At 71.0% G+C, this 15,971-nt stretch carries 14 protein-coding genes and 1 pseudogene; 3 read left to right on the top strand and 12 right to left on the bottom strand.

The window, feature by feature from the left end; all coding sequences use genetic code 11:
* Positions 1 to 26: 26 nt before the first annotated feature.
* A complete protein-coding gene (locus HJC40_RS14645) occupies positions 27 to 527 on the top strand; it encodes a DinB family protein (protein ID WP_250001636.1) in 501 nt (166 codons plus the stop codon).
* On the opposite strand, the pseudogene rny reads toward HJC40_RS14645, so the two are convergent.
* The 7 genes and pseudogenes from rny to HJC40_RS14680 all read right to left on the bottom strand — a co-directional run.
* Positions 501 to 2,042, bottom strand: a pseudogene (gene rny / locus HJC40_RS14650) (ribonuclease Y); the annotation flags it as partial. The gene HJC40_RS14645 and the pseudogene rny overlap by 27 nt on opposite strands.
* Positions 2,043 to 2,660: 618 nt before the next feature.
* Complete coding sequence (locus tag HJC40_RS14655) at positions 2,661 to 3,590, bottom strand: hypothetical protein (RefSeq protein WP_250001638.1); 930 nt, start codon at positions 3,588 to 3,590, stop codon at positions 2,661 to 2,663.
* A 132-nt stretch (positions 3,591 to 3,722) separates the two neighbouring features.
* Entirely contained in the window at positions 3,723 to 4,538 is an 816-nt protein-coding gene (locus tag HJC40_RS46125; RefSeq protein WP_308200899.1) for a regulatory protein RecX, read from the bottom strand.
* A gap of 14 nt (positions 4,539 to 4,552) precedes the next feature.
* A complete protein-coding gene (gene recA, locus HJC40_RS14665) occupies positions 4,553 to 5,599 on the bottom strand; it encodes a recombinase RecA (protein WP_250002052.1) in 1,047 nt (348 codons plus the stop codon).
* Between the two features lie 200 nt (positions 5,600 to 5,799).
* Positions 5,800 to 6,000: a DUF3046 domain-containing protein gene (locus HJC40_RS14670; RefSeq protein WP_250001640.1), complete on the bottom strand. Its 201-nt coding sequence runs from the start codon at positions 5,998 to 6,000 to the stop codon at positions 5,800 to 5,802.
* Positions 6,001 to 6,009: 9 nt separating this feature from the next.
* Complete coding sequence (locus HJC40_RS14675; protein ID WP_250001641.1) at positions 6,010 to 6,792, bottom strand: ABC transporter permease; 783 nt, start codon at positions 6,790 to 6,792, stop codon at positions 6,010 to 6,012.
* Positions 6,789 to 7,730: an ATP-binding cassette domain-containing protein gene (locus tag HJC40_RS14680; protein WP_250001642.1), complete on the bottom strand. Its 942-nt coding sequence runs from the start codon at positions 7,728 to 7,730 to the stop codon at positions 6,789 to 6,791. Before HJC40_RS14680 ends, HJC40_RS14675 begins: the two co-directional genes overlap by 4 nt.
* Positions 7,731 to 7,806: 76 nt before the next feature.
* Here HJC40_RS14680 and HJC40_RS14685 point away from each other — a divergent pair, with 76 nt between their 5' ends.
* A complete protein-coding gene (locus HJC40_RS14685) occupies positions 7,807 to 8,571 on the top strand; it encodes a TetR/AcrR family transcriptional regulator (protein ID WP_250001643.1) in 765 nt (254 codons plus the stop codon).
* 5 nt (positions 8,572 to 8,576) lie between these two features.
* Here the strand turns inward: HJC40_RS14685 and HJC40_RS14690 are convergent, their stop codons facing one another.
* A complete protein-coding gene (locus HJC40_RS14690) occupies positions 8,577 to 9,239 on the bottom strand; it encodes a UdgX family uracil-DNA binding protein (protein ID WP_250001644.1) in 663 nt (220 codons plus the stop codon).
* Positions 9,240 to 9,502: 263 nt separating this feature from the next.
* On the opposite strand from HJC40_RS14690, the gene HJC40_RS14695 reads away from it, so the two are divergent.
* Positions 9,503 to 10,708: a bifunctional pyridoxamine 5'-phosphate oxidase family protein/GNAT family N-acetyltransferase gene (locus HJC40_RS14695; protein WP_250001645.1), complete on the top strand. Its 1,206-nt coding sequence runs from the start codon at positions 9,503 to 9,505 to the stop codon at positions 10,706 to 10,708.
* Between the two features lie 55 nt (positions 10,709 to 10,763).
* On the opposite strand, the gene HJC40_RS14700 is transcribed toward HJC40_RS14695, so the two are convergent.
* From HJC40_RS14700 to HJC40_RS14715, 4 genes are all read right to left on the bottom strand, one after another.
* Positions 10,764 to 11,735 (bottom strand): sporulation protein, encoded by a 972-nt coding sequence (locus HJC40_RS14700; RefSeq protein ID WP_250001646.1) that lies wholly within the window; start codon positions 11,733 to 11,735, stop codon positions 10,764 to 10,766.
* Between the two features lie 105 nt (positions 11,736 to 11,840).
* On the bottom strand, positions 11,841 to 12,893 hold the full coding sequence (locus HJC40_RS14705) for a hemolysin family protein (protein WP_250001647.1): 1,053 nt from the start codon (positions 12,891 to 12,893) through the stop codon (positions 11,841 to 11,843).
* Positions 12,890 to 14,182, bottom strand: a complete 1,293-nt coding sequence (locus HJC40_RS14710; protein ID WP_250001648.1) for a hemolysin family protein — start codon at positions 14,180 to 14,182, stop codon at positions 12,890 to 12,892. Before HJC40_RS14710 ends, HJC40_RS14705 begins: the two co-directional genes overlap by 4 nt.
* A 98-nt stretch (positions 14,183 to 14,280) precedes the next feature.
* Positions 14,281 to 15,951 carry a serine/threonine-protein kinase gene (locus tag HJC40_RS14715; RefSeq protein WP_250001649.1) on the bottom strand — a complete coding sequence of 557 codons (1,671 nt, stop codon included), beginning with the start codon at positions 15,949 to 15,951 and terminating at the stop codon, positions 14,281 to 14,283.
* Positions 15,952 to 15,971 lie beyond the last annotated feature (20 nt).

The following is a 15,971-nucleotide window of genomic DNA, read 5'->3' on the forward strand; positions in this document are numbered from 1 at the left end:
CCACCACGCTTGACATGCTTTTCCCCATGATCTCCGCGGACGACGTCCTCCACCAGCCGCTGCGAGCCCAGTTCGAGGTCTTCCTCGACGAGCACCGTCAGGCCCTGCACGACTGTCTCGACGACCTCACCGAGGAGCAGGTGCGACGCCAGCTGGTGCCGTCGCAGACCACCCTGCTGGGGCTGGTCAAGCACGCGTCGTTCGTCGAGCGGGTCTGGTTCGACCAGGCCGTCACCGGGCGCTCCCGGGCCGAGATCGGCATTCCCGAGTCGGCCGACGACTCCTTCGTCCTCGACGACTCGGACACCATCGCCTCGGTGCGGGCCGACTTCCTCGAGGCGTGTGCGGCATCGCGCCGGGCCGTCGCCGACCTGACGCTCGACGACGAACTGACCGGCAACCGGCGCGGGCCGCTGCCGCTGCGCTGGGTCTATCTGCACATGCTGCGCGAGCTGGCCCAGCACTGCGGCCACGCCGACATCCTGCGCGAGCAGCTCGGGCTAACGAGCGAGCTCGGTGACGCGTGACTCGCGCACCACGGTGACGCGGATCTGCCCGGGATAGGTCAGCTCTTCCTCGATCTGCTTGGCCACGTCCCGGGCCAGCACCGCGGCGCCGATGTCGTCGATGTCGTCCGGGCGCACCATGACCCGGATCTCGCGCCCGGCCTGCATCGCGAAGACCTTCTCCACACCGGTCTTGCCGGCGGCGATCTCCTCGATCCGCTCGAGCCTCTTGACGTACGCCTCCAGGCTCTCCCGCCGCGCGCCGGGCCGGCCGCCCGAGCAGGCGTCCGCCGCCTGGGTCAGCACGGCCTCGATGGTCTGCGGCTGCACCTCGTTGTGGTGGGCCTCGATCGCGTGAACCACGTCGTCGCTCTCGCCGTACTTGCGGGCCAGGTCGGCGCCGATCAGCGCGTGGCTGCCCTCGACCTCGTGGGTCAGCGCCTTGCCGATGTCGTGCAGGAAGGCCGCCCGCTTCATCGACGGGACGTCCAAGCCCAGCTCGGCGGCCATGATGCCGGCGATGTGGGCGGTCTCGACCAGGTGCTTGAGCACGTTCTGGCCGTAGCTGGTGCGGTAGCGCAGCCGGCCCAGGAGCTTGGCCAGCTCGGGGTGCAGGTCGGTGATGCCGACGTCGACCAGCGCCTCCTCGGCGGCCCGGTCGCAGAGCTGCTCGACCTCGCCCTTGGCCGTCTCAAAGACCTCCTCGATGCGGTGCGGGTGGATCCGCCCGTCGAGCACCAGCTTCTCCAGGGTCAGCCGGCCCACCTCGCGGCGTACCGGGTCGAAGCAGGAGAGCAGCACCGCCTCGGGAGTGTCATCGATGATCAGGTTGACGCCGGTGACCGACTCGAACGCCCGGATGTTGCGGCCCTCGCGACCGATGATCCGGCCCTTCATCTCGTCGCTGGGCAGGTGCAGCACGCTGACCACGCTCTCGGCGGTCTGCTCGCTGGCGATGCGCTGGATGGCGTCGACCACGATCCGCCGCGCCCGGGAGTCGGCGGTGTTCTTGGCGTCGCTCTCGATGTCGCGGACCAGGATGGCGGCCTCGCGCTTGGCCTGGGCCTCGATGGTCTCGACCAGCTCGGTGCGGGCCGACTCGGCGGTCAGGCCGGCGATCCGCTCCAGCTCACGGCGCTTCGACTCCTCGGCCTCGGCCAGCTCGACCTCGCGGCCGGCCAGGGCCGCCTCGCGGGCGGCCAGGTCGGCGTCCATGGCGGCCAGGCGGCGCTCGCGCTCGACCAGCCGCTCCACCTCGTCGGCGTGCTGACGCTCGCGCTCGTCGATGCGGGCGGCCCGGCGCTCGACCTCGGCCGCCTGTTCCTTGGCGGTCGTGTTGAGCAGGGTGACCTCACGCTCGCCCTGGCGTCGGGCGGCCGCGCGGACCTGCTCGGCGTCGGTCTCGGCCTGGCGGTGGGCGTGCTCGAGGATCGTGTCGGCCTCGCTGTGCGCGGCCTCGAGGACCCGGCGGGCCTCGGCGCGGGCGGAGCTGGCCTCGGCCTTGGCCGCGGCGGCCTCGGCGCGGACGGAAGCGGCCTTGGCGTTGGCGTCGTCGACCTTGGCGTTCGCGTCCTCGACCTTGGCGTTGGCGTCCTCGACTTTGGCGTTGGCATCCTCGACCTTGGCGAGGGCATCGTCGACGGCCTGTCCCTGCGCGTCCGTGCCGCCCCGGGTCTGCAGCCGGCGCAGCGCGCGGCCGCCGAGCACCAGGCCGGCCACCACCAGGGCGGCCAGGACGACGAACGCCACCACGAGTACCCAAACCACGGTGGTCATCGCCGTGTCTCCCTTCGCCGCCCGGCACGGTGTGAACGTGCACGGACCTGTTGCGGGATGCCCGACCATGGCAAGAAGACCGCATGCGTCATCGGGCCACGGCACCTCGGAGGGTGCACGGGGCCGACCGCGCTGTGTCAGTCCCTCGGCTGTGCGGTCCAGCGCCCGAGGGCTGTGTGAGACCCGCTCTGGGCCTTAAGTGATGCCGTAATGTAATGCGATCTATGTTGTGCGTGTTGCATGCGATGGTCGAACAAACCTTGTGTAACGCGAGGCTAGGTCGCGGATGCCACTTCGGTCAAGGTTCCATGATTCGGCAGCGGATGGGACTTAGGGCACAGACTCGCTTACGCCCAGCTCACAACACTGGTGGGCATTTCAGGCGTACCGGGACCAGAGATCGCGCATCGGCTCCCATTTCTCACCGAGGCCATCCTTCCAGTACGCCAGAAGGTAGCCCGCGACGGGAGTCCGGGCGTCGTCCCACCAGAGGCCGCTGACCGTCCGGGTGGTGCCACTCTCCGTGAGACGGTATGCGTACTCAACGTAGTCGCCGGAGGTGCGGCGCGAAGGAGTGGTCACCTCGGCCGGCCGCGCGACCCCGGGAGCCAGGGCGCGGGCGCCGGCCACCTGGCCCTGCACCGTGGCCCGGGCCTTGTCCCGCTCGGCGACCGACACGTACTCCACGAAGATCGCGCTCATACCGTCGAGGGTGCAGCGGACCCGGACCCGCTCGCCGCCGTTCAGCTTGGGGCCGCCCGGGGAGCCGCTGCGCGAACAGGTCGACAGGTAAGGGAGCCAGCCCTGGGCGATGGGGCTGAGCTTGCTGCCGGCGAAGTCGGGCGCGTTGACCGCCACCTGGTTGCGCTCGAAGACGCCCAGCTCACCACTGCGGGTGGGGGCGTTCGCGGCCTTGGGGGCGGTGGCGCGGCCGGCGAAGTAGCCGCCCGTGCCGAAGAGCAGCAGACCGGCCACGAGGCCGCCCAGAATGCCGATCACCAGGCGGCTGCGCTCGGGCGGCGGCGAAGGCTCGATGCGGCGGCCGGGCGGGGCGGAGAAGCCGTACGGGGTGTCGGTCCAGCCCTCCTGCTTGCCGCCGAAGGGGTCGGTCCAGCCCTCCGGCCGGTCGGGACCACCCTGGAACGGGCCGTAGCCCGGGCCGGCGCCGCTTGTCGGGTAGGGCGGGACAGCGGCCTGGGGCGGGACTGCTGTGTCGGCGGGCTGCTGGGCATCGCTGGGGGCAGATTGCTCGGCGCCCTCCGGAAAGGGACCGTGGCCACGCATGCCGCTCTGCGAGTACTCGGTCACAGAATCGGATGCTACCAACCAGTGGCGAACGCCGATGTCCACCGACGATCGTCATCGATGCCGGTGGGCGTTGCCATCCGGGCGACGGCAGCTGAAGGATCGCCGTCAGCTGGGGATCGCCGGTTCAGCCTCTTACGAGGTGGGGTCGGCGTCCGAGGCCAGGGCGTCGGGGTCCAGCTGGTCGGCGAACTCGGCCGCCTCGGCGTCGCGCGCGGCCAAGGCGTCCTTGACGGCTCGGATGGCGACGCCGGCCGGGTAGCCCTTGCGGGCCAGCATGGCGACCAGACGGCGGAAGAGGGCGTCGGGCGCGCCGGTGGCTGTGCGGAGCTTGCGGTCGACCAGGGCCCGGGCGGTCGCAGCCTCGTCGTCGTCGTCGACGGTCTCGAGAGCCTCGCCGGCGACCTCGGCGTCGACACCGCGCTGGCGCAGCTCGTTGGCCAGCGCGCGGCGAGCCAGCCCCCGGCCGTGATGACGGCTCGCCACCCAGGCTCGCGCGAAAGCCGCGTCGTCGATGATGCCGACCTCGTCGTACCGGTCGAGGACCTCGGCGATCACCTCTTCGGAGATCTCCTTGCGGGTGAGCACCTTGGCCAGCTCGGCCCGGGTGCGCGGCCGCACGGCGAGCTGCCGCAGACAGATCTCGCGCGCGCGGTCGCTCTCGCTCTGAGCCGGCTGACCGGACGCGGCGCCGGTCGGCTGGCCGTCGCCACCGCGCCGGCCGCCGCGACGGCCTCGGCTCGGACCGCCCGGGTCTTCGGCGGGGTCGCCATCGGCGGGGAAAGGGGGGCCGCCCGGCGAAGCCCGCCGACGACGGATGGGAACGTTGCCGCGTTCCGGATCGTCGCCGGCGGGGAGCTCGCCGAGCGGTTGCTCATCGTGGGTGCGATCGGGACGGGGTGGGAGAGCATCCCACCCACGTCCGGAACGCGCGCCCCGTCGGGCCGGCATGACGGGTTACCCGATCAGAAGTCGACCGGCGGGAGCTCGGGGCCACCGGCGGCGTCGCCGGTCGTCTGGCCGACGCCCAGCTTCTCGAGGATCTTCTTCTCGATCTCGGCGGCGACGTCGGGGTTCTCCTTCAAGAACTCGCGCGCCTTCTCCTTGCCCTGGCCCAGCTGGTCACCGTCGTACGTGTACCAGGCGCCGGACTTGCGGATGATGTTCTGCTCGACGCCGACGTCGATCAGCGAACCCTCGCGCGAGATGCCCTTGCCGTACATGATGTCGAACTCGGCCTGCTTGAACGGCGCGGCCACCTTGTTCTTCACCACCTTGACGCGGGTGCGGTTGCCGACCACGTCGGTGCCGTCCTTGAGGCTCTCGATGCGTCGCACGTCGAGGCGGACCGAGGAGTAGAACTTCAGCGCACGACCACCGGTCGTCGTCTCGGGCGAGCCGAACATGACGCCGATCTTTTCGCGGAGCTGGTTGATGAAGATCGCCGTCGTGCCCGAGTTGCTCAGGATGCCGGTGATCTTACGGAGCGCTTGGCTCATCAGACGGGCCTGCAGACCGACGTGGCTGTCACCCATCTCGCCCTCGATCTCGGCCCGCGGCACGAGCGCGGCCACCGAGTCGATGACGATGATGTCGAGCGCGCCCGAGCGGATCAGCATGTCGGCGATCTCGAGGGCCTGCTCACCCGTGTCGGGCTGGGAGACCAGCAGGGCGTCGGTGTCGACGCCCAGGTTCTTTGCGTACTCGGGGTCGAGGGCGTGCTCGGCGTCGATGAACGCCGCGATGCCGCCGTTGCGCTGCGCGTTGGCCACCGCGTGCAGGGCGACCGTCGTCTTACCGCTGGACTCCGGCCCGTAGATCTCGATGACGCGGCCGCGCGGCAGGCCGCCGACGCCGAGCGCCACGTCGAGCGCGATGGAGCCGGTCTTGATGATCGCGGTCTCCACGACCGGTCGCTCGCCCAGCCGCATCACCGAGCCCTTGCCGAACTGCTTGTCGATCTGAGCCAACGCCAGATCGAGCGCCTTGTCCCGGTCAGGTCCTGCCACCATGTCCGCCACCCCTGTACCCGATTTAACGGTCGTCTTCGCCGATGCGTTTCTGTTCATCGCCACGGGCATCAAGGTAGGCGGTGGGTATGACAAAAATTCGCCGCCCTGCCCGAGCTGTGGATAACTGAGCCGCTGTGGACAATAGCCGAACACGTGTACGACGAACGAGTGACACGCCAGAACGGGTGTACTAAAAGGCGTTAACGCAGGCGGGAGGGCACCCGATCGGGGTACGCGGCTACCACCGCACGCCAGATGGTAGCCGTCTCGATACCGTCCGCAATCGCTTGGTTTATTGTCCGGTTTCCCAACTCGCCGAAAGAATGGTCAGCCGCGAAGCTGCGCGCGTAGGCGGCGCCGAAGACCTCGGCCAGCCGCGTCCAGAAATCCGTCAACCGCACCCCACGAGCCTACCCACTTCGCAAACGGCGATAGGCCCGCGCCGACAGGGGCAGGAAGACGGCCGTGAGCAGCAGCGGCCAACCCAGCGCGAGCCACACCGCGGCGTCCGCGAGCGGCCCTCCGGTGATCCCGGTGGGGTTGCCGAAAAGCGATCGCGCCGCCGTGGCCGTCGCCGACAGCGGGTTCCAGGCGGCGATGGCGCCCAGCCAGCCCGGCATCGTCTCGGCCGAGACGATGGCCGTCGAGAGGAAGCCGATCGGCCAGACCAGCACCTGCACCGCCATCGTGGCGCCCTCGCCCCGGAACGACAGTCCGACGAAGATGCCGATCCAGAGCATGGCGAACCGGAAGAGCAACAGCAGCAGGACGGCCAGCGCCGCCGAGGCCGGATCGGACGTGATGCGCCACCCGATCAGCAGGCCACCGACGATGAGCACGAGCAGTTCGACGGCCGAGTTGGCCAGGTCGGCGCCGACCCGGCCCAGGGCGACCGACGTGCTGCCGATGGGCAGTGATCGGAACCGGTCGGTGATGCCCTTGCGCGCGTCGTTGGCCATCGCGGTGGCCGTGCCCTCGACGCCGAACATCATGCTCAGCGCCAGCATGCCGGGCAGCAGGAAGGTGATGTAGTCGCCCCCGCCGGGCACGGTGATGGCGCCGCCGAAGAGGAAGCCGAAGACCAGCAACAGCATGATCGAGAAGAGCAGTCCGAAGATCGGCGTCCAGGGTTGCCGGGCCCAGTGGGCCAGGTTGCGCTGGGTGAGGATCCATCCGGCCCGTACGGCGGTCATCGCGCGGCCTCCTGCGGAGTGGCGGTCAGGGTGAGGAAGACTTCGTCCAGCGTCGGCCGGCGGAGCATCAGGTCTTCCGGCGTGATGCCCGAGCTGTCGAGCGCGCGGACGATGCCGGCCAGCGCGGTGACCCCGGAGCCGACCTCGAAGGTGAGACTGTGCGCGTCGGCGTCGAGGGTGGCCGGACCGGCGACGGCGGCGAGTCGCCCGGCCACCTCCTCCAGCGGCGTGCCCGCGGCGATGGTCACCGTGACCCGGTCGCCGCCGATCTGACGCTTGAGCGCGGCCGGAGTGTCGTCGGCGACGATCCGGCCGTGGTTCATCACCGAGATCCGGGCGGCCAGCTGGTCGGCCTCGTCGAGGTACTGCGTCGTGAGCAGAACCGTGGTGCCGGCCTCCGCGACCTCCCGGACGGCCGCCCACACCTCGTTGCGCCCCCGGGGGTCGAGCCCGGTGGTCGGCTCGTCGAGGAAGAGCACGGCCGGCGTGAGGATGAAGCCGGCCGCGATGTCGAGCCGGCGGCGCATCCCCCCGCTGTACGTCGACACCGCCCTCCCGGACGCCTCGGTGAGCGCGAACATGTCGAGCAGACGGTCGGCCCGCGCCCGGGCGTCCACTGTGCTCAGGCCATAGAGCCGGCCGAACATCACCAGGTTCTGCCGGCCGCCGAGAATCTCGTCCACCGCCGCGTTCTGCCCGATCAGGCCGATCCGCCGGCGTACCTGGGGGGCCTGGGTCCGTACGTCGAAACCGGCGACCCGGGCGGTGCCGCCGTCCAGGTCGATGAGCGTGGCCAGCGCCTTGACCGCCGTGGTCTTGCCGGCGCCGTTCGGGCCGAGCAGCCCGTGGATCACGCCGGGCGCGACGGCCAGGTCGAAGCCGTCCAGCGCGCGGACATCCCCGTACCTCTTGCGCAGTTGCTCTGCTTCGAGATTCACGTCGCTCCTAACTCCGTATGCTGCACGGTATTTCGGTGCGCGTTACACCGTACACCCCACGGGGTAATCTCGTCACATGGAGAAACAGGACGTCGACCGCACGCTGAGCCTGATGTGGCGACGCGCCCTGGGAGTGCCGCAGGGCTCCCGCGGTCCCCGGCAGCGGTTCAGCGTCGACGAGGTGATCCGGGCCGGCATCGCGGTCGCCGACGAGGAAGGCCTACCGGCGTTCTCGATGCGCAAGGTGGCCGACCGGCTCGGGCTCAAGCTGATGTCGATCTACACGTACGTGCCGAGCCGGGACGAGCTGATCGGCTTGATGGTCGACGACGTGATGGGCGAGGCCGAGCTGCCACCCCACCGGGGCGACTGGCGCGAGCGGCTGACCGTCGTGGCCCGGCAGATGTGGGACGAGTTCCACCGGCACCCCTGGCTGCTCCAGGTCGAGCAGAGCCGTCCGTGGATCGGGCCGAACGGCTCCGACCGGTGGGAGTGGCAGCTGACGGCCATCGAGGGGGCCGGCTTCACCGATCTCGAGATGGACCAGGTCATCACGCTGATCAGCGACTTCACCATGGCCTCGGCACGCGCCGATGTGGCCGCCCGCCGCGCGGCCGAGCAGTCGGGCATCTCGGACGCCGAGTGGTGGGCGGTCAACGCGCCCGTGCTGGACCGCGTGATGCCGCCCGGCGCCTATCCGATCTCGGGCCGGGTCGGCACGACCGCCGGCGAGGAGTACAACGCCGTGCGGGACTCCGAGCGGTCGTTCCGGTTCGGCCTCGACCGGATCCTCGACGGCATCGATCACCTGCTCGCCTCGCGGCCCCGAGCCGGGGGCTGACGCCTCTATTTGACCGCCGAGGCGGCGATCTTGAGGTCGTCGACCAGACCCCGGTACGCGGTCTCGCGGTCGTCGGCGCGCAGCACCGCCGACGGGTGGATCGTGGCCAGGGCCTGGATCTCGGCCACCGGGAAGTCCTCGGGGTGCTGGGCCGAGGCCGGCCAGGGCATCAGCTTGCCGCGCTGCTGGGTGACCCGGAACGACGGGCCGAGCAGGGCCCGGCCGGCCGTGGCCCCGAGAATCACGACCAGCTCGGGCTGGAGCAACGAGAACTCCGCGACGAGCCAGGGCCGGCAGGCCGTGATGTGCGCCGGCCCGGGGTTCTGATGGATCCTGCGCTTGCCGCGGAGCTCGAAACGGAAATGCTTGACGGCGTTGGTGATCCAGAGGTCGGCCGGGTCGAGACTGGCATCGTCGACCGCCTCACGCAGCAGCCGGCCGGCCGGCCCGACGAACGGCAGACCCTTCTGGTCCTCGACGTCGCCGGGCTGCTCGCCGACGAAGACGACCTTGGCGTGCGGCGCGCCCCGGCCGAAGACGGTTTGGGTCGCGTCGGCGAAGAGCTCACAGCCCTCGCAGTCGGCCGCCGCCTCCTTCAGATCGTCGAGGCTCCGGGGCTCGGGGGGCACCCACTCCTGCGCGCCGACGGGCGCTTCGGTCTTGGCCATGGAGACGCTTCTACCCCAAAAGGCGGCGAAGAAGCATGGGGTCACCCCTCCGGCGGCCGGAGCACGAGGTGCCGACGGGCTTCGATGCCGGGGAAATCCAGGCGCGCCATTCTGCTGACCCTGATACTGTGCCAATACATGAGTAATTTTGTACTAGTACATTAGTGAAGGCGAGTCCGATGAGCAATGGCCAGCCGGGAGGCACGATGTCCGACACTTATCAAAGGACCGGCCGCACGACAGCCACCCGCTACCGCGCTCGCATGCATTACGACCGCGCCCTGGTTCACGCGACTCTGGACGAGGCGTACGACTGCACGATCGCCTTCGTCGTGGACGGTGAGCCGCGGGTACTGCCGACGCTGCACGTCCGCGTCGGCGAGACGCTCTATCTGCACGGTTCGTCCGGCGGCCGCATGGGCCTGTCCGTCCGCCACGGCGACCTGCCGGTCGCGGTGAGCGTCACCCTGCTCGACGGCATCGTGTACGCCCGCTCCCACGTGCACCACAGCGCCAACTACCGGTCGGTGGTGGTGCACGGCGCCGCGCGGCTGGTCACCGACCTCGAGGAGAAGAAGGCCGCGATGGTGGCCCTGGTCGACAAGGTCGGCGCCGGGCGCGCGGCCGACAGCCGTCCGCCCAGCCGGCGTGACCTGGCCGAGACCAGCGTGCTGGCCCTGCCGCTGGCCGAGGTGTCGGCGCGCGCCCGCACCGGCGAGGTGATCGACGAGGACGAGGATCTGCCGCTGCCGCACTGGGCCGGCGTCCTTCCCGTACGCCGCGTGTTCGGCCCGGCCGAGGCCGCCGACGGAGTCACCGTCGCCGAGCCCGCGTACCTGCCCGGCAGTGAGCTGCCCTGGGCCGCCCCGGTGCCGCTGGCCGGCCGGCACGTCCGCCTCGAGCCGCTCACGCTGGGACACGCGGCGGGGCTGGTCGAGGCCCTCGGCGACGACGAGGTCTGGCAGTACCTTCCGGCCCGGCGGCCGCAGACCGTTCCGGCGATGCGCGACTATCTCGCCCGGCTGTTACGGGCCCGCTGGGCCGGCAACCAGGTCGCGTGGGCCCAGGTCGAGGCGGGCACCGGTCGCGTGATCGGTCTGACCAGCTATCACGACATCGATCCGGAGCGGCGCGCGCTGGCCATCGGGCACACCGCCGTCGGGCGGCCGTGGTGGCGCACCGGCGTCAACACGGAGGCCAAACTTCTGCTTCTCGAGCACGCTTTCGACGTGCTCGAGGCCGAGCGCGTGTTCTGGTACACCGACATTCTCAACGAGCGCTCCCAGCAGGCGATCGCCCGGCTCGGAGCCGTACGCGAGGGCGTGCTCCGCCGGCACCGGCAGCGCCCGGACGGCTCCTGGCGCGACACCGTCGTCTTCGGCATGACAGTCGACGAGTGGCCGGCCGCCGGCCGGCGGTTGCGGGAGAGGCTGGCCGCGGGTGCGGCCACCGCCGTGGCGACCGGCTGAGAGACGGCAGACCGGCTGCGCGCTCCGCCGGGGCGGAACGCGCAGCCGGAGCGGGTCACTCCTCCCCGAAGTCGCCGCCGCCGTCGTCTTCGAAGACCTCTTCCATCGCCTCGCCGAGGATCATGCCGCCGACCACGCCGCCGGCCACCCCCGCGGCCATGCCCATGCCGCCGCCGTGGCCCCGGCGGTAGTGGCCGTGATGTCCGTAACCGCCATGACCGCCGTAAGCCGGCGCGCCGTGTCCGCCGGCGGCACGCAGGCCCTGGTAACGGCCCGTGGCCTCGGACACCCACTGCTCGACGACCGCGGTCCAGTCGGTCGTTTCCGCGTCGGTGTGCGAGACCCGGAACCGGCCGTAGGAGTCGTGCCCGGCGGACAGGAAACCGCCGCGCTTGTCGAACTCGAGAACGACCTCGACACCCTGCGGATCGGCGATGAAGGTCACCTCGACCTCGTTGATGGCGCCCGCGTACTGCGGGGGCGGGTAGAACTCGATCTCCTGGTAGAAGGGCAGCGTCATGCGGACGCCGTAGATCGCACCGTGCTCGAGGTCGGCGCTCTTGAACCGGAAACCGAGGCGGGCGAACGCGTCGAGGATCCGCTCCTGCGCGGGCAGCGGGTGCACCGACACGTGGTCGAGGTCGCCCTTGTCCACGGCCTTGGCCACCGCGAGCTCGGTCCGCAGGCCCATCGTCATGCCGTGCAGCCGCTGGCCGTACACGTCGGTGATCGGCGTCTCCCAGGGCATCGGGAACGAGAACGGCAGGTCGCGCTGCTCGCCCTTGCGCAACTGGAAGCCGCCGGCGACGGGCAGCCGGTGGAACTCGATGAGGTTGTCGCCGTGCTCGGACTCGACCCGGGTGACCAGGCCCAGCACGATCCCCTCGATGGTGACGTCATGGTCACCGCCGGCGATCCGCACCTGACCCTCCAGGGCCAGACCGGGCCGCGTGTTCGGGTTGGCCAGCACGGTGTCGACGGTCGGTCCGCCGACGCCGAAGGCGCGCATCATCTTCTTGAAGACCACCGGATCATTCCTCCTTGAATCAACCATGGGGTGGCTAGGACGGGGGACGCACCACGGGAAACGGCCGGACGAGGTCGGCCGCCGCCCGCGGGGCCCCGACGGGACTCACGCGTTCGTCGTGGCCGGCAGGTCATCGGTCTCGTCGTCGAAGCGGCCGATCACCTGCTCCAACAGGTCTTCGAGGGCCACGAAGCCGATCTGGGCGGCCCCCTCGGGCGCCTCGTCCGTGACGATCGCGAGCTGGGTGCGGCCGGCGCGCAGGGCGGCCACGGCCTCGACCACGTTGACCTCGGCGCCGACCAGGAAGGCGGGCTCCATCAGCTCCCCCGCCGTCGCGGCCCGGCCGGCCGCGCTGGCCCGGACGGCCTCGCGGACGTGCACGACCCCGACCACCTCACCCGCGCCGCCGGTGACCGCGATCCTCGACCGTCCACTGGTCAGCGAGGCCAGCTCGACGTCGGCGACCGAGGCCGTCCCGGGCACCGACACCAGCTGCGCGGTGGGCAGCATGACGTCCCGTACCGGCAGGGAGGCCAGGCCGAGCACGCTGGTCAGCAACTCGCTCTGTTCGGCCTCGATCAGGCCCTCGGCCCGGGAGCGGTCGAGCAGGATGCGCATCTCGGCCGGGCCGTGGGCCTGGGCCAGCTGGTCCTGCGGGTGCACCCCGAAGGGCCGCAGCGCCACGTTGGCCAGCGCGTTCAGCACCCGCAGGGCCGGGCCGACCAGGCGGGCGTAGAAGCGGAAGGGCCGGGCCAGCAGGATCGCCGACCGCTCGGGATCGGTGATCGCCCACGACTTCGGCATCATCTCGCCGATCACCAGGTGCAGGAAGGTGACGATGATCAGGGCCAGCAGGAACGCGATGACGTGACCGGCCACGTCGGGCAGCCCGATGGCGTGCAGGGCCGGGCCGAACAGGTGCTCCAGGGACGGCTCGGCCAGCGCGCCCAGGCCCAGCGAGCACAGCGTGATGCCCAGCTGGGCGCCGGCCAGCATGACCGACAGTTCGCGGGTGCCGTCGAGCGCCGCCTGGGCCGCCCGGCTGCCCGCCGCCGCGGCCTGCTCCAGACGGTGCCGCTTGCTGGCCACCAGGGCGAACTCGGCGGCGACGAAGAAGGCGTTGCCGACGAGCAGCAGGGAGACCCAGAGAACGTTCATCGGGAGATCCGAACCGTGAGAGGGACGTGCCGGTCGACGCTTTCCACCCGTACGGAAAGGGAACCGTCGTCGAGGGTGACCGAGTCGCCCGTCCGGGCCACCCGGCCGAGCCGGGCCAGCACCAGGCCCGAAACCGTCTCGTAGTCGTCGCCGACGGGCAGGTCGACGCCGGTGGCGTCGGTGATCTCGTCGATCCGCCAGCGGGCCGGCACCAGCCAGGAGCCGTCGGGCTGGCGGACCGGCGCGGGCTCGGCCTCGTCGTCCTCGTCGCGGATCTGGCCGACCAGCTCCTCGGCGATGTCCTCGAGCGTGATGATGCCCGCGAAGCCACCGAACTCGTCGACCACACAGGCGAGCTGGCGGTGAGCCGAACGCAGACGCTCCAGCACGGCCGGCAACCGCAGCGAGGACGGCACCAGGATCGGCGCGGACATCACGGACGAGACGGGCACCGTGGAGCGTTCGGCCGGGGCGACCGCGAGGATGTCGGCGATGCTGACGACTCCGACGATCTCGTCGAGCTCCTCACCTCGTACCGGAAAGCGGGAACGATGGGTGTCGAGCAGGGCGACGACGTCGGCCGCCGTCCCGGTGGCCGCGATCGTGTGCACGTCGACCCGGGGGATCATGGCCTCGGCCGCCGTCCGCCCGCGGAAATCGAGACCACGGTCGAGCAGCGTGGACAGCTCGTCGTCGAGCCCGCCGCTGGCCCGCGACTCTCGGATGATCTGCTCGAGGTCCTCCGAGGTCGCACCCTCGGGCAGTTCCTCGATCGGTTCGATGCCGATGCGGCGGAGCAGGCCCGCGGCGGCGCGGTCGAAGAGCCGGATGATCGGGCCGAACACGGTCAGATACATCAGGGTGGAGCGGCTGAGGGCCTTGGCCAGCGTCTCGGCGCGTGCGATGGCCAGGTTCTTGGGGGCCAGCTCACCGAGCACCATCTGCACGACGGTGGCGATGAGCAGCGCCAGGGCGACCGAGACGGGCATGCTGACCGCCTCGGGCACGCCGGCGCCGCCGAGCAGCGCGGAGAGGCCTTCACCCAGGAACGGCTCGGCGACGTAACCCACCAGCAGCGCGGTCACGGTGATGCCGAGCTGCGCTCCGGACAGCACGAACGACAGACGCTCGGTGACCTTGAGGGCCCGGGCCGCGGCCTGGTCGCCCTGCTCGGCGTCGCGACGGAGCCGGCCGCGGTCGGCGGCGACGTAACCGAACTCCTGCGCGACGAAATAGCCGGTGACAACGGTCACCACGAGCACCAGGAGGAAGCCGGTGAGAATCAACACGGCAGAAAGGATCTGACGGGGAGCCGGGCCGAGCCCGGCTGACTACTGCCGATCATGACGCCGAACATTATCAGCGAACGCTGAAGGAACGCTGTGAGTCAGCCGACTTTGGGCTTGGCATAGAAGGTGGTCAGGACCATGTTGATCTTTGCCAGGTCGCTGGTCCAGTCGAAGTCCCGGGTGGCCCAGGTGATCGCGAAGCCTTTGCCGCCCTTGACGAACCACCGGGTCTGCGCGTGCATGCGTTGGCCGTCCCGGTCGAACCGGTATTCCCAGTCCGCGGCTTTGTTGAGCAGGGGCTTCTTCTCGAGCGAGATCAAATCGTACCCCGGCAGGGCGCCCGCCTTGACGAGCCGCGCGGCCTCGGCCCGGCAGGCCTGCACCGGATCGCCGTCGGGGTTCCGCCCGGTGTCGAGGCTCAGGACGGTGTCGCCGATCGGATCGCGGAAGCAGAACGACGTGCCGACCCGCTGCCACGTCCAGCCGTCGGGCACCGGCATCTGGAAACCGGAGCCGTCGCTGAAGTAGGACCAGCCGGGGATCAGCGACCAGCCGCTCACCCCGCGGACCGCGTCGCGCTGGGGCGTCGTCGGCAACCCGCTCGGTTTCGAGCTGCCGCAGGCCGCGGCCGAGAAACCGGCCACAGCCGACGAGGGCGGCGCGGCGCTGGCCGCCGGCGGCGCCGCGGTGGGCGAGTCGCCGCGCGTCAGGTAACCCGCCAGCAGGCCGCCGATCCCGAGGACGGCGACCAGGGCGAGACCGGCCGCGACCAGGGTGGCGCGAGGGTCGTGCCGGTTTCGCACCGGCGACGGTGGCGCCGTCTCGACGGGTGGCGGCGACAGGACACCGACGCCCGGCGCCACCGACGCCCGCACCGCGGCGGACTGATCAACCTCGGACGCGATCAGCGACCGGGCCGCCCGGGGCGAGGGCACCCGGGGCGGCGTGGGCGTGGCCGACACGATCATGCGGAGGCGACGGTCGACCTCGACCGCGGTGAGCCGCTCCCGCGGCGCCCGGCGCAGCAGCCCGGTCAGCACCGGGCCCAGCATCCCGGCCCGGGACGGCGGATCCGGGTCCTCGGTGGCCAGGGCGGTCAGCGTGGCCATGGCGTTCTCGCGGGCGTAGGGCGAGCGGCCCTCGACGGCGGCGTAGAGGGTGGCGCCGAGCGACCACAGGTCCGACTCGGGCGTCGAGGAGCCGTCCCGGGCGCGTTCCGGGGACACGTACTGCGGCGATCCGACGACCAGGCCGGGCCCGGTGACGGCCCCGTCGTCCACAAAGGTGGCGAGGCCGAAATCGGTCAGCACCACGCGGCCGTCGTCGCCGATGAGGACGTTGTGCGGCTTCACGTCGCGGTGCAGCACCCCGGCCGCATGGGCGGCGCGCAGCGCGTCGAGCAACGCCACACCGATCCGGGCGGTGGTGGCCGGCGAGAAGGGGCCGTCCTCGTGGATGACCTGGTGCAGGGAACGCGACGGGACGTACTCCATGACGATCCACGGCAGGCCGTCGAAGTGCACGACGTCGTAGATGCGCACGACGTGCGGGTGGTTGAGCCGCCCGGCGCTGCGGGCCTCGCGCAGGGTGCGGTCCCGCAGCCGGACGCGTTCCTCGTCGGTCATCCACTCGGGCGGCACGAACTCCTTGACCGCCACGTCACGATCCAGCATCTCGTCGCGGGCCAGCCAGACCCGGCCCATGCCACCGGAGCCGACCGGCTCGCCCAGACGATACCGACCGGCGACGAGCATGCGTGCGACCGCCATCCCGCCCCCACCCGTCGACT

The organism is Actinoplanes sp. M2I2 (assembly GCF_023544445.1).
Taxonomy (GTDB): Bacteria; Actinomycetota; Actinomycetes; order Mycobacteriales; family Micromonosporaceae; genus Actinoplanes.